This is a genomic window from Emergencia sp. JLR.KK010, from assembly GCF_037018265.1.
Taxonomy (GTDB): Bacteria; Bacillota; Clostridia; order Peptostreptococcales; family Anaerovoracaceae; genus Senimuribacter; species Senimuribacter intestinalis.
Genome location: NZ_CP143550.1, coordinates 64,597 through 78,914, shown reverse-complemented (window position 1 = coordinate 78,914; position 14,318 = coordinate 64,597). Strand labels below are relative to the sequence as shown.

The 14,318-nt window shown below is 44.2% G+C and carries 12 protein-coding genes, 1 tRNA gene and 2 riboswitches; of the genes, 6 read left to right on the top strand and 7 right to left on the bottom strand.

Annotated elements, in window-relative coordinates; all coding sequences use genetic code 11:
• Window positions 1-6 precede the first annotated feature (6 nt).
• A complete protein-coding gene (locus tag V1225_RS00310) occupies window positions 7-1,332 on the bottom strand; it encodes an oligosaccharide flippase family protein (protein ID WP_338547124.1) in 1,326 nt (441 codons plus the stop codon).
• 447 nt (window positions 1,333-1,779) lie between these two features.
• Between V1225_RS00310 and V1225_RS00305 the strand changes: the two genes are divergently transcribed.
• The 4 genes from V1225_RS00305 (at window position 1,780) to V1225_RS00290 (ending at window position 4,720) form a co-directional block, all read left to right on the top strand.
• Window positions 1,780-3,012 carry a dynamin family protein gene (locus V1225_RS00305; protein ID WP_161908867.1) on the top strand — a complete coding sequence of 411 codons (1,233 nt, stop codon included), beginning with the start codon at window positions 1,780-1,782 and terminating at the stop codon, window positions 3,010-3,012.
• Between the two features lie 27 nt (window positions 3,013-3,039).
• Window positions 3,040-3,115 (top strand) — tRNA-Ala (locus V1225_RS00300).
• Window positions 3,116-3,313: 198 nt separating this feature from the next.
• Entirely contained in the window at window positions 3,314-3,730 is a 417-nt protein-coding gene (locus V1225_RS00295; protein ID WP_161908866.1) for a hypothetical protein, read from the top strand.
• A gap of 113 nt (window positions 3,731-3,843) precedes the next feature.
• Window positions 3,844-3,933: riboswitch (glycine riboswitch) on the top strand.
• A gap of 139 nt (window positions 3,934-4,072) precedes the next feature.
• Window positions 4,073-4,720 carry a TRIC cation channel family protein gene (locus V1225_RS00290; RefSeq protein ID WP_160200874.1) on the top strand — a complete coding sequence of 216 codons (648 nt, stop codon included), beginning with the start codon at window positions 4,073-4,075 and terminating at the stop codon, window positions 4,718-4,720.
• Between the two features lie 52 nt (window positions 4,721-4,772).
• On the opposite strand, the gene V1225_RS00285 is transcribed toward V1225_RS00290, so the two are convergent.
• The 4 genes from V1225_RS00285 to V1225_RS00270 form a co-directional block, all read right to left on the bottom strand.
• Window positions 4,773-5,684 (bottom strand): PfkB family carbohydrate kinase, encoded by a 912-nt coding sequence (locus V1225_RS00285; RefSeq protein ID WP_160200875.1) that lies wholly within the window; start codon window positions 5,682-5,684, stop codon window positions 4,773-4,775.
• 45 nt (window positions 5,685-5,729) lie between these two features.
• Window positions 5,730-6,437: a 4Fe-4S binding protein gene (locus V1225_RS00280; RefSeq protein ID WP_160200876.1), complete on the bottom strand. Its 708-nt coding sequence runs from the start codon at window positions 6,435-6,437 to the stop codon at window positions 5,730-5,732.
• 189 nt (window positions 6,438-6,626) lie between these two features.
• On the bottom strand, window positions 6,627-7,037 hold the full coding sequence (locus V1225_RS00275; RefSeq protein WP_160200877.1) for a C-GCAxxG-C-C family protein: 411 nt from the start codon (window positions 7,035-7,037) through the stop codon (window positions 6,627-6,629).
• Between the two features lie 10 nt (window positions 7,038-7,047).
• On the bottom strand, window positions 7,048-7,920 hold the full coding sequence (locus V1225_RS00270) for a 2-oxo acid dehydrogenase subunit E2 (RefSeq protein WP_160200878.1): 873 nt from the start codon (window positions 7,918-7,920) through the stop codon (window positions 7,048-7,050).
• A 225-nt stretch (window positions 7,921-8,145) separates the two neighbouring features.
• On the opposite strand from V1225_RS00270, the gene V1225_RS00265 reads away from it, so the two are divergent.
• Both V1225_RS00265 and V1225_RS00260 read left to right on the top strand, forming a co-directional pair.
• Window positions 8,146-9,528, top strand: a complete 1,383-nt coding sequence (locus V1225_RS00265) for an ISNCY family transposase (RefSeq protein WP_338545996.1) — start codon at window positions 8,146-8,148, stop codon at window positions 9,526-9,528.
• A gap of 122 nt (window positions 9,529-9,650) precedes the next feature.
• On the top strand, window positions 9,651-10,763 hold the full coding sequence (locus V1225_RS00260) for a HutD family protein (protein WP_338547119.1): 1,113 nt from the start codon (window positions 9,651-9,653) through the stop codon (window positions 10,761-10,763).
• A 74-nt stretch (window positions 10,764-10,837) separates the two neighbouring features.
• Here the strand turns inward: V1225_RS00260 and V1225_RS00255 are convergent, their stop codons facing one another.
• A complete protein-coding gene (locus V1225_RS00255) occupies window positions 10,838-12,805 on the bottom strand; it encodes a bifunctional UDP-sugar hydrolase/5'-nucleotidase (RefSeq protein ID WP_338547117.1) in 1,968 nt (655 codons plus the stop codon).
• A 36-nt stretch (window positions 12,806-12,841) separates the two neighbouring features.
• Entirely contained in the window at window positions 12,842-13,873 is a 1,032-nt protein-coding gene (locus V1225_RS00250) for a beta-eliminating lyase-related protein (protein WP_161908864.1), read from the bottom strand.
• 265 nt (window positions 13,874-14,138) lie between these two features.
• A riboswitch (cyclic di-GMP riboswitch) is annotated at window positions 14,139-14,218 on the top strand.
• The last annotated feature ends 100 nt before the right edge of the window (window positions 14,219-14,318 follow it).

Sequence of the window (14,318 nt, the reverse complement as noted above, 5' to 3'; positions counted from 1 at the left end):
GGAAGGTCATGTTCTTTTTTTATGTAATCTTAATGCATGTAAATTCTTGGAAAGTAGAATTATATTGGAAAGCGCAATGGCAATCAGATATCCGTAAATATTCAGTGCAGGAATCCCAGTAAAGATAATTAGAAATATCAAAAGCAGCAATTGTTGAAACAGCGAATTGCGGAAAGATTGACCCTCGCAGCCAATTCCAATAAGCAGACTGGTTGTGGAGGCTGTCATATATAAAAGGGGCGCCAGCAGTCCGGCAAGGCGGATCATCAGTCCTAAATTGTCCTGTTTATAGAAAAATTGTCCCATGGAATCTGCGAAAAAGAAAAAGACGGCACAAGTTAAAATTCCAATAAAAAAGGAAAGTGCCAAGGTTCGTGTGATGAGTCTGCCGACAAATTTTTCTTTTCCAGCAGCGGCCATAGTAGATATTTTAGGAACCACGATTGAGCAAACTGCACCCACCAGAATCATGGGGTAGTTGATAAGGGGAAAGACCATACCCTTATACTGTCCCAGCAGTGACAACGCTTCGGAGGTTGGATAGCCGCAGGTGCATAGCCGCAGTTTTACAATGACAGAGGAAAAAGCATTAACTCCTTCTAAAAGGCACTGGGTCAGGCAGATAGGTGCGGCGCCTTTTGCCAGTGAAAGGAGAACATTGGAAATTTCTTTTCGCGTTGGCATAGGTGTTTTAACTTTCGGCTTAGTTTTTTTATAATATAGCAGCAGCAGTAAGACGCTTTGCATTTCTCCGATGGCGTAACACAGATAAACCAGAGTTACTGCAGGAAAATCAAACCGATTGAGGCAGAATCGTATAAGAAGGTATAAAATAGGAAAGCGCAGAATTTTTTCACTGATGTTGATTGCAGAGGGAATTCTTATCTTTGTAAGTCCCAGAAAGTGTCCCTTAGTGATGTTAGAGATGGACATTAAAATCATTAAAGGACAGGTAGCGAGGATGGGATAAACAAGCTTGCTGTCGCCAAGAAAACCGGAGGCGATAGGCTTTGCGGTAATTAAAACGATACCAACAAGAAAAACAGACCAGAAAAAGCTGGCACAGGTAGCGATTTTTACAGACTGATTCATTTCGGTATAGGCTGCAAAATGCTGGTTTTTTGCGGAAATTTTAGACATGGTAACAACGATGCCCTCTGTCATAAAGGAAAGAAAAAGGCAGTTGATGGGAGCTATCAGGCTTAAGAGACCGAGGCCTTCTGCGCCGAGAATTCTGGTTAGATATATGTTGAAAATAAATTCAATTAGACCGATAATCAGATTAGATACGGCCAGTACCATGATATTTTGTTTTACTTTTCCAAAGGTCATAGACACACTCCTTGATATGCCTATATATATGAGAGAGGAACTAACAGTATACATCATTACAAACGGAATACTTGAAAATTTAGAAGATATATGCTATGCCAATATATAACATTCAAACAATGACAAGAATGGAGCTGTATTGCAAGGAGAAGATAGGAATGTTCTGTGCGGCAGGGCAAACCCACGAAAAACGTTTAGTGCTTTTTTGGAACAGACAAAACTGACAGCTTTTTAGATTTTTGTCAGTTCTGTCAGGATTTCAGCCTATTAGGATGGCTTTTTTCACGATTTGCTGACAAAATTCTGTATGCTGCTATCATTTGTCAGTATTGATGGTTCGTGATACTTTTCGCGCGTTTGCCGTGTCTATGCGCCGGTTTGTATTGCACTGCATAATTTCCTGTGATATACTGAAAAAGTCAGTAATTTATTAGGAGAAACATTTTAATGAGCGGAAAAGTTTTAGAGCAAAGTCAGAGCGTATATGAACTGCTTGCAGCGGATGGAGCCTGCAGCGGGCAGGCGAAAGAAGTGCGGACTTTAATTGATAAATTGCAAAAAAGAGATATGACGGTATCGATCATCGGTCAGTTTAAGAGAGGAAAGAGCAGCCTTTCCAATGCGATTTTGGGGGCTGAGATTTTGCCTGTCGGCATTGTACCTATTACATCGGCTGTTACTCGTGTTGTTTATGGAGATAAAGGGTGTGAGGTGCATTTTCAAAATGGCGTGGTGACACCGATTGAGTTTGAAGAGCTTTCAGCATTTATTAGCGAGCAGGAAAATGCGGATAACAGGTTAGGAGTGGATTCGGTGATTTTGCGTACGCCATCGGAGTTTCTCAAAGATGGTTTAACCTTTGTGGATACGCCTGGCGTTGGTTCTTTTCATAAAAATAACACGGAAACGGCATATCACTACATGAAGGAAAGTGATGCGGTGATTTTCCTGCTGTCAGTGGACAGTCCCATTAATCAGATTGAGATTGATTTTCTGCAGAGTACCAAAGAATTTGCAGGGAAATTTTATTTTGCTGTAAATAAGATTGATGTGGTTGGAGAAGCGGATTTACAGGCTTATGTGCAGTACTGCCAGAAACTTCTCTGTCAGCTGATGGGTGTTGACTCTGTAGCAATGTTTCCTGTCAGCGCTAAAACGGGTGCTGGCGTAGAGGAATTGAAAACCTCCATTGCTGAGGACTGCCTGAAAAATGTCGGAGAGATTCTGGAGGAGTCCGCAGCCAAGAAACTGAAAGATTTGATTTCCAGAACGTTGAATCAGCTGGATTTTTACTGGAAAGCTATGAACATGGAATACAAGGAGCTTGATGATTGTTTTGAGCAAATCCATGAGACCGTTCAGGCATGCAGAACAAAAGCTGCAGCAACGGAAGGCTTTTATGAACTGCATTTAAACGAAATCAAGATACAGCTGTCGGCGAAGGTATTGGAGCTGTTTGGCATGGAGTATCAATATGAGATTGAAGAATTGCCGGCAGGACTTGTGGTAATGAGTAAAGACGACTTCTTGCGTGAGGTCGATACGCTATGCAATGATTTGAATACAACTTTGAGTGACATTTTGCTTTATAGGGAAGAAAATGCTTATGCAGTTGTGCGCAGAATCAATGCGATTAACAGACTAGGTCGGAGTTTGCGCAGAATCAGAGAGGAATTATAAGAATTAAGGGAGATATCTCCCTTTTATGGGCCCGTAGCTCAGCTGGGAGAGCGCTGCGTTCGCAACGCAGAGGCCGTGGGTTCAATCCCCATCGGGTCCACCATAGAAGATTGAATTACGTCGGAGACAAGCGCTTCGGCGTTTTATATACATTGTGAGATGAATTGGGGGTCATAGAAATTCTGTAAAAGGGTGCAAACATTTTCAGAAAATCTTGGGAATTGTAGAGTAACCGTCTTTATGCTATAATAAAAATCCAACGTAAGACTTAGTTGCATGACAGGAGAAGGGAAGCATTATAATGACAGAAGAAACTAGAATGATTTTGGACAAATTAGAGAGGATGGAAGAGAAATTAAACAGTCTTGATAATAAAGTGACATATCTCGACGAGAAGGTATCGTGTCTTGACGAGAAGGTGACGTGCCTTGACGAGAAGGTGACGTGCCTCGACGAGAAGGTATCGGACCTTGACGAAAAGGTGACGTGTCTCGACACAAGAGTTTCGGAGATGGACGAAAGATTTACTAAGGATATCCGAGAGATTAAAATCACATTGGAAAGCGAAGTAAACAGAAATATAGCAGTTATAGCAGAGGGGCATTTGAGCTTGGATAGAAAACTCGATGAAGCTTTGAAAGTAAACCAGGAAAGAGAAATGCTGCTTCTTCGTGTAAATCGTTTGGAAACAGAACTTTTAAAGAGAAGAGAACATTAAACCAGAGATTCTGAAGACAGTGCCCTCCTTTTTACAGGCATTCGCACATATTCTGGTGAGGAAAATCCCCGTTGACAAGCATTTTTTTTATATGGTATACTTTGTTTATCTGGATGATGGAATCGGGAGAGCGCATGGGCTTAAGGCTAGCGCCGTGCCGCCGAAGGGGCAAAACTCTCAGGCAACAGGACCGTTTCCGGACAGACCTCTGGAAAGTGTAAAAAGAAACCACCGATGAAGCAACTCTGCCCGTGAAGGGGCGGAAGAATCTTTCAGGTAAAAAGACAGAGTGTAATATTCTATCTCATTTACTCATGCAAGATACGCTTGGAGGTGGTTTTTGTGTCTGCATATATTTCTTTTATTCTCGAAATTATTGGAACTGTTGCTTTTTCTGTTTCTGGCGCCATGACCGGTATTCGCAAGGGCATGGACATTTTAGGCATTTCTATCTTAGGTCTTACTACAGCAGTGGGCGGTGGTGTGATTCGCGACTTAATCTTAGGGATTACACCGCCAAAGACATTTCAGAATCCAATTTATGCTATCGTAGCGATAGGAACGGCATTAATTGTCTGCACTCCTTGGATGCAAAGGCTCTTTTCTAAAAGGCAGAATTATTATGATTTGATAATGCTTTGGATGGATTCTGTGGGTCTGGGCATTTTTACTGTTGTAGGAATCGAAACAGCTTATAGTGTTTCTACAGATTTTAGTTTGTTTCTGATGATTTTTGTCGGAGCGGTGACAGGTGTTGGGGGAGGTGTGCTCCGCGATGTTATGGCACAGGATCCGCCTTATATCTTCGTAAAGCATTTTTATGCCAGCGCTTCTCTGATTGGTGCAGTGATTTGCTCTTTGATGTGGGAGCCCTTTGGGCAGGGCGTATCAATTATCGCAGGAGTTGTCATTGTTTTGGTGCTGCGGCTTCTGGCTGCAAAGTTCAGATGGAGTCTGCCGAAACCGGGTGTCGGTACAAGCGACAGGTAATGTGGAATATAAAGGAGCTGTCTAATTGTAATCAAGACAGCTTCGCTTTTTATTACAGGATTCCGCCTGCTTTGAACTCTTCATCGGATAGGACGCCGCCTTTGTTGGATACCACCAGAGAGGAGGCAGCGTTAGCCTTTGCGATAGCATCGTACATGGAAAGTCCCATGGAAAGCCCTGCCATCACTGCGCCGCAGTGACCGTCGCCAGCACCGATGGTGTCAACGATTTTTTCGGCAGGCACCGGTGCTACGTGTACAAGACCCTCGCCGCCTGCAGTTCCATCGAAATAGTAAGCGCCGTTGGCACCGTTGGTAATGATGATGGTATTTTGCGTTTTTTTATGTAATACCGCGGCAGCATCGGAAATAGCAACACAGCCAGTATAACGACAAATTTCGTCCTCGTTTAAGTGGAGTATTGGGCGTAGTGCAAAAATTCGTTCCATTAATGCATCGTCAATGAGACAGATTCGAGGACCGGGTGCGTAGAACACCGGCAGCCCGCTGGTTTCTAGAAAATCTACGATAGTGCTACCTGTCTTATCTTCTATTTCTAGACCGCAGATGTAGGCACACTGTAGCTTTGACAGATTCAGCATGTCAAACCACTCTTTGTAAAAGAGATACTCTGCGCCATGGTCTACAATAAAGGTTCGCTCGCCGCTTTCTTCCACAAAGCAGTAGCAGCATCCATTTGCCATATCCGGCGTTGGCATAGGTGAAGCCAGTCCTTTTGAGGCCAGCTGATTGCGGACGAAATCTCCGTAAAGTCCTGTACCCACTGGAGAAAACAGTGTGTAAGGCACGCCGAAATGACGAATCATGTCCGCTACGTTGTGTGCGCAGCCGCCCAGAGACATGGATTGCGATTTAACGTGGACATCCTGTGCCGTAGTGGGTAGAAAGTCCAGATTGATGATGATATCGGCAACTGTAGAGCCGATGACTAAAATCTTTTTCACTTGCGGATAACTCCATATTAACTAAAACTTCGCTGTAACTTCGTTTTATAGTATATCACCTTCTGCAGAAATCGTCACTACCTGATATGGAAGAAATTTTCCGCTGGCAGAAATCGCACGGGAAACCGCAGTCTCAAGTCCGCCGCAGCAAGGGACCTCCATACGGAGCACTGAGACCGAGGAGATGTTGTTGCGCCGCAGGACTTCACTGAGCTTCTCGCTGTAATCTACACCATCCAGCTTTGGACAGCCAATCAGCGTTACGCGACCTGTCATAAACTGCTCGTGGAATTTTGCGTAAGCATAGGCGGTGCAGTCTGCCGCAATCAGAAGATTTGCTTTGTCAAAATATGGTGCGGAAAGAGGTGCCAACTTTATCTGTACTGGCCAGTTTGTCAGTTTTGAAGCAGCGGATTTGCTGTTGCCCGCAGAAGCACTGTCTGTATCAGTGCCGCCGCCTGCGCAATCTCCCTGACAGCTTGCCTGCAGGTTTTGCAGTTCGATTGCCAGTTTTTTTGTCATCATGTTTGCTTTCACTGCTTCCTCATCATAGGCAGCGGCTTCGCGCTCCACAAAGGTGATTGCGTTCGTTGGACATGTGGGAAGACAGTCGCCAAGACCGTCACAGTAGTCGTCGCGCAGCAGTTTGGCTTTTCCGCCAACCATGCCGATTGCGCCTTCGTGACAAGCAGCGGCACAAGCCCCGCAGCCGTTGCACTTCTCACTGTCTATTTGAATAATTTTACGAATCATATTTGTTTCCTCCTTAATGATGGAATTTGGATTATACGTGCCTAATGACATGAATTTAATGTTGTGTTCATACCACGTGAGTCGAATCTTAAAACCTGCGTAATTTTGGGAATTATCGTGAGATATTCCTCAAAAAAAGAACAGGCAGCAAAAGAGAATTGCATTGCCTGTAAAATTCGTGAAAAAAGTTTATTCCATGTTGTCAAAAAGCAGCTCATCCAAAATTGCAGCAGCATCTTCGATGCAGCCATCGCAGCTTCTAAGAGGGATGCCGCCGTCAAGTCCTTTGAGTTCACGGCAGATGACAGACTGGTTTTTGGCAGTAAACATTTCGGTCGCTTTTTTCATCAGCTTATAACAGTTTACTTTTGTCTTGGGATTATCCAATTCGCCGTCGGATTCTTTCATGCCGATGACCATCGCCATGGCGGAAACTGCGCCGCATGTACCGCGGGTGCTCATTCCGTTTCCAAAGGCTTCTGCCAGCTTAAAGATTGTCTTTGTGTCACAGTCCAAGGTATCCGCAAAGGCACAGACTACAGCTTGGGCACAGTTGAATTTTTTGTGGTGCAGATTTACTGCGAGTTCTTTTCTGTTCATGTCGCTCTCTCTATTTTACAATGAATTTTGTGTATTTTTCCTTTAAATTCGGGTCGGGAGTGATGGACTGAGGTTTTTCTTCTAAAAGCTCAGGGTGACCTGCATAGCGTTTGAATTCGCGGAAACACCTCGCGTAGTAATAGCCGGATTCTACTCTATCATCAGCAGAAACCTTGATTGGAAGCACTTTGCGCTCTTCGATGACCTCGCCGACCTTAAAAAGTCTTTTTTCAGGCTGACCCATGGCGATAAAGATACCTGTTGTGCCGAAATCGTAAATATGATGGTAGACGGCTTTCAGGCGAATAGACGCCAGATTGGTAATGAAGAGGGATGTATGGAACGGACTGGCATCTACAATGCTGAAAGGCAGAGAAAAATGCTTGTCCCACCATTTTAGAACGCCGACAACGCCGCCGACCAAAAAGGGAATTCGCATGACACCGCGAAGTAGCATATCGGTAGCATTATTGATACCGGCGCTTTTATTCAACTCGATAGCTTCTGCCAGTTTTCTGTTTACTTCGAAGATATCATCGTCTAAATTAAAATAAATTTTCGTCACAGTTTCTTCGGTATTATTATTCTTCAGTGTGGTGAAGGATACGCAGAAGTGGTTTCTGGCATAAATTCGCTTGTTGCAGACGAAACGGTTTAAATTGGGGTACTGAGACACCAATCTGAGATAAGCGGCAAGGATGACGCTCATATGGTCCATCTTAACTCCACTTGCGCGGCATTTGTTTATATAGCTGTGAATAGGCTCGAGATCCAGCTCCAGGTCGATGTAGTTGACTGCGTCATATCGCTTGGGCATAATGTAAGGCGTAATCTCATAAAACGGGTCGCAGCCCGAAAGTCTGTATCCGTCAGATCGTTTCATTTCTAAATCTCCAATCGAAAAAAATACTCAATCACTGTAGCATTATACTATAAAAAGGTTGTGAAATCAAGAAAGGAGCGGTATAATTAAGAATATCTCTGCTCCAAAAGTGATAATGTCTTAAGAAAGCGCAAGAGAAAATGTCCCAAAAGGATTCCTAAAAAACACATATCATAGTAAACTATCTCTTCGGAGGTGGTTTTTATCAGAAAGGTTGAACTTAGAATGAAAGAACAGAAAAAGTACGAAGTGATTAAAAAGCTAAAAGAAACAAACGGAAACAAGAAAAGAGCTGCCGTCGAGCTAGGCTGTACCGTCCGCCACGTAAACCGAATGCTCAAAGGTTATGAGACGCAGGGAAAAGAATTCTTTTCCCACGGAAACAAAGGCAGAAGACCTGCATCTGCTCTCTCTGAGGAGTTAAAAGAGTCTATCCTGCTTCTCTACCAGAACAAATACTATGATTCGAACCTTACGCATTTCACAGAAAAATTGGCTGAGAATGAAGATATCCGGGTCTCAGAGGGAACCGTCAGAAATCTGCTTTACTCTCATGACATTCTCTCTCCCCTTGCATGGAAACGGACTCGCAGGAAACTCAAAGACAAGCTAAAAACCCAAAAGGATACTGCAACATCAAAGACAGAAAAAGAAAGCCTTCAGACTGCAATCGTTGACCTGGAAGATGCACATCCTACCAGAGCCAGATGTTCCTATGCCGGTGAGATGATTCAAATGGATGCGTCTGTACATCTTTGGTTTGGCGAAAACAAAAGCCATCTGCATGCCGCCATTGACGATGCCACGGGAACCCTTGTCGGCGCATATTTTGACAGCCAGGAAACCTTACATGGATACTACCAGGTCTTCCGCCAAATTCTTGAAAATTATGGCATTCCCTATATGTTCTACACTGACCGCAGAACCGTATTTGAATACAAAAAGAAAAATTCTCCAAATTTGGAGAATGATACATTTACGCAGTTTGCTTATGCATGCAAGCAATTCGGTGTCGATTTAAAAACAACCAGTATACCACAAGCCAAGGGCAGAGTTGAACGTCTTTTTAAAACCTTACAATCACGCCTGCCTGTCGAATTACGACTGGCAGGCGTGAAAAACCTGGAGCAGGCAAATGAATTCCTTCACTCCTACATAAAGAAATTCAACGCACAGTTCGCTCTACCCCTTAATCCTACCACGTCTGTATTTGAAACACAACCCTCAAAAGACAAAATCGACCTGTTTCTTTCCTTGCTCACACCCCGTATAGTGGATGCCGGTCATTCCATTCGGTTCAACAACCATCGGTACAAAATGTTGGATGAATCCGGCATGCATACAAACTACTACAAAGGAACGCAGGTGCTGGTAGCGCAGACCCTTAGCGGCAGGCTGTTTTGCAACGTAAACGGGCGAATTTACGCCTTGGAAGAGATTCCGTTGCATGAAGAAGTATCTCGGAATTTCAATACAGAAAAAGAACTTGCAGCAGCGAAGAAGCCAAAGAAGCAAAATATCCCGCCTATGCATCATCCTTGGCGCAAAGATAACTTTATGAAACATGTCTACGCTATGTATGGTAACGAAGCAACCTGGGCTGTTTAACTGCTCACGGTAACCCTTGCTTTTTGGTGCTAATATTGCACTTATTTTTGGACTTTTTCAATTACGGTTGACAGAAAGGAGCGGTATAATTAAGAATATCTTAATGAACCGGGAAGAAAAATATGGAATACAAGATTTATAAAGAAACGGATTTTAACAAATCGAACTGGACCGGTGGAACGACTACACAGCTGGCGATTTTCCCACAGGAATCCAGATACCTGGAAAGGAACTTTATTTGGCGTTTGTCCAGTGCGACGTGTGACTTAGAAGAAACGACCTTTTCTAAGCTTGCGGACTATGACCGGGTGCTGATGGTTCTTTCGGGAAACGCAGTGCTTGCCCATCAGGATGTGCGGGTGGCAAGACTGCAGCCCTTTGAACAGGATCGATTTGACGGTGCATATACGACTAAGAGCTTTGGCAAAATCACCGACTACAATCTGATGGTTAAAAAAGGAAATGAGGGCTTCTTAGATGTTATTATGGCGGAAGAGCAAAGTAAACCGCTGGATCGGGACTCCTATCCATCTTTCGAGCGCTATACGACAGCGCTATATTGCACTGAGGGTTTTGCAGCAGTGACTGTCTGCGGAGAAACCCTAATGCTTACTGTGGGGCAGCAGCTTGTGATCAACGACGAGAATCGGAATCCGGCGGAAGTTTCAGTGATGGGAGACGGCACTCTGATTCGGGCGCAGATATTCTACGACTATCATCCGGAGGAGATGGCGGCTACGGTGATTCCGAGGGAAAGAGTTTCCTTTGACGATTTTAAGACCTGCATTTATTTGTCCAACGTGCAGTTCCGCGGTGCCAAATATATTATAAAGAGTTTAAAAAATCAATGGTTTGATGAAGAACTTTCCAAGGCAATTCGGAAGCTGGAACAGTTTTATATTCCTTTCATTATTACGACTTTAGGGTTTTGCGCGATTCTGGGCATAGGATACAACAGATTTGATACGGTACTGCAATGGGTGCTGGCACTGGTTGGTTGGTTCTTGGCAGATATTTTACTCGTATCACCGCTGCTCTATCTTATGGTTGTTCCAAAGCCTGCAAGGAAGCACATTAAGGATGTAGCAAATCTGACGCCTTATGAGAAAAGGGTGCGGGAGAGGGAACTTTCTACCAACGAAAGAATGGATAAGCTCATGAAAAGGTATAAGACAGCAGGAATGCAGCGTTACGATAAAAATGGAAACGCATATATGATAGAGAAGGACGACTAGCGATGAGAAAAACGGCATGCCGCAGGGGGGTTCCTGCCCGGCATGCCGTTTTGAATTGCAGTTACGATTTTTATTTACTTCACAGTTACTTTCTTTGTTGTGATTTTACCGTAAATCTTTTCGCCCATTACATAAGTATACGGCGTAACTTTTACAGTGTATTTGCCTTTTGCCAGTTTCTTTGTGGTAAAGGATTTTGAGGTCTTGCTTAAGGAAGAAACTTTCTTGCCTTTTGCATTGTAAACGTGATAATAAAAGCCGCTTGCGTTGCTGTTTCCGCTGATTTTTACCGTGATTTTGGAAGTCTTCTTGGAAGCGGTCGCTGATTTAATCTTTGTGGTGCGGGCAAGAGCTGCCTTGTATGCCTTGATTGCATCCTTGCCGGCTTTTTCGATGGAAGCGGCAATATCTTTGGAGTTGTAAGCCTTGATTATACCGATTCTGCCTTCTGGCTTTGCATAAGTCTGACCGATTTTACCGCCTAAATCTTTTTCAAGATACTGAACCAGCGCTAGCGCGTCGGTGATGGATTCTTTGGTTACTTCCTTTGCACCTTTGAACATGGTGAAACCGTCGCCTTCCTGGGTAAGGATGTAAAGGCTGGAAGCTACGGTGTAGGTTTTAGCAGGATCAATTGCTTCACCGCCGACTTTCACGTTGGTGACTCTTCTTGCACCGCTTACTTCTACGAACATGCCGTTGTCATCAGTTACCACTGTGGAAGGGATGGTGGTATCGATATCGTAAGTCAGACCGGATACCTGCAGGAACCCGCCGCTTTCGGAAGGTGCGGATTTTGCGCCGTGTTCCAGTGCGTCAAGAATCTGCTGACCGGTAGCCTCGATAACGCCTAGCTGATTGCTCCAAGGGTTTACTGTGATGAGACTGCCATAGGTAACTTCGCCTTTTTTGATGGCTGCGCGAACGCCGCCTCCCTGAACCAGACCGATATCCGCACCAGTTACAGCGCGGTATGCATCAGCACAGAAGTTTCCGGCAGGGGCTTCCTGATTTCTTACCATTCTGTTGCCGTCAGCGTCATAGTCGTCTACGTCGACTTCACAGGTGCCGATGACTTTCTCGGTTACAGCCTTCAGATTAGCGTTAATACCGCTGATAACAGCAGCTACAGCGCTGTCCTTTTTGGTATAGCCGGAAACCAGAGAAGCGGAAATTTGTCCGTCGGCCTTGATGATGACTTCGCCGATATAGGAAATTCCGGTGCCTGTCTGAGTTAGAATGACTTCTTTTCCGTCTTTTGCTTTGACTTTAGTATCTTGGATTACACTGTGGGAATGACCATCAATCATAACGTCGATTCCGCTGGTGTTAGCGATGACGTTTTCTGAAGTCCAAGGATTTTCGCTTTCACCGATACCAAGGTGAGCTACTGCAATGACATAGTCTGCGCCAGCTGCTTTAGCATCATCTACGGCATTTTGTACAGCATCATAAAGGTCTTTTCCATTGTTGCCGTCGCAGAAGCTGTAGATGTAGTTGCCATTTTCATCCTGAAAGAAAACAGGCGTGGATTTGGTGATAGACTCCGGCGTAGAAATGCCGACGAAAGCGACTTTTTTGTCGCCGTAGGTTTTCATTTCGTAAGGCTTGAATACCGATTTGCCGTCAGAACCCAGGAAATTTGCACTGATATAGGTGGCATTTGCCTTGGATACCAGCGTCAGGAATGTGTCCATGCCAAAGTCAAACTCGTGGTTACCCGGAATTGCGATATCGTAACCTGCCGCATTCATAATATCAATAATATAATCGCCTTTGGAAAGGGCACCGATGACATCACCCTGAATAGCATCACCTGCGTCAACTAGGGTTACATAGTCGGTTTCCAGAAGCTTGTCAGCCTTATAGGCGGCAACACCTGCAAAACCAAGATTTCCCTCTACATTGCAGTGGGTATCGTTGGTATGGAGAATGACGATATCTCCGGTTTTTGCCTCTGCTGCAAAAGCTGTCGCTGGCATCATTACTGTGATGAGACACAAGGACAGTAAAACAGCAAAAAGTTTTTTACTTTTTTTCATGGGAACGACTCCTTTCGTAATTTATGAAACTCAGGTTTAGAATTTTTTTAGCGCATTTAAGAATGCGTCTACGTCTTCTTCAGTTGTGCCCCAGGAGGTTACCAGCCTGATGACACGCTTGCCTTCTCCGGCAGCAGCCCAATCATAGAAGAAAAATTCTTTTTCCAGTTCTCTGACCATTTCGGTTGGAAAGATTGGGAAAATTTGATTGGTAGTAGAAGTGCCGTCGAATTCATAGCCGCAGGCAGCAATTCCTTCGCGCAGTTTCTTTGCCATAGCATTTTCGTGAGCGCCGATTTGGAAGAAAAGGCTGTTTTCGCCGCCTTCCAAAAGTGCTTCAAACTGCACGCCGATGAGTCTTCCTTTTGCCAGCATGCCGCAGTTTTGCTTAATCATCCAGCGGTAGTGATCGTTGATGTTTTCATCAAAGATAACAACAGCTTCGCCAAGGAGCAGACCGTTTTTTGTGCCGCCGATGTAAAAGGCATCAGTCAGTCTTGCGATATCCTGGATGGTAAGGTCGGTATCCTCACAGGTGAGACCGGCACCGAGTCTGGCGCCGTCCAGTCCGAGGTACATGTCGTGGGCATCACAGCATTTGCGGAGAGCCTCCAGTTCTGCTTTAGTGTAAACGGTACCGCTTTCGGTGGTGTGGGAAATGTATGCCATCTTAGGAACGACAGTGTGGTCATCCTCATATTCCAGCCATGCGTTGTCGATGAGTTCCGGCGTCAGCTTGCCGTCAACGCCGTCGACAGTCAGCACTCTATGTCCTGTAGCCTCCACCGCACCGCACTCGTGAGAGTAAATATGGGCAGCTCTGGTTGCAACGACAGCTTCCCAGGGCTTCAGTGCTGCAGCGATGGTGATGACATTGGTAGGGGTTCCGCCTACCATCATGTGAACTTCACAGTCCGCTCTGCCGATTAAATCTTTAATCATCTGTGCAGCGCGTTCGCTGTGTGGATCAAGGGCGTACCCGTCAGTATGTTCTAAATTGGTAGCAATCAGTGCATCCAGAATTTTTGGATGAGCGCCCTGACTGTAATCACTTCTGAAAAAAATCATGGGTTTGTTCCTCCTAGTCGGTAAGTTTTATCACGATAAAATATTCTAAATCCATTATAAAATATTTTCGGGGAGAATTCACTAGATTTTGGAAAAAATTTTGCAACTATATTCTGAAGTGAATATTTGGTTAGAATATATTTGAAATATAATGATAATTACTGTTGGAATATAAGTGTATAGCCTAAGAATAAAGTGGGAAAATTTATAAAAATATAACCTCGAGCTATTGACAAACAGGGATAGATATGCTAACCTTAAATCGTAATTTTAAAGGCAAAATCGTTGTGAAGCGATGACGCAAAGCTATAGGGCCTTGTAAAGCCAAGGCAGCCAGTTGCACCTTACAGTGAATAAAACTGTTTTATTGGAACACTATAGCCTGATGCGTTGCGCACAAGGCTATTTTATTTTAAAATAAATTGTGATAAAATGATAAATGCAA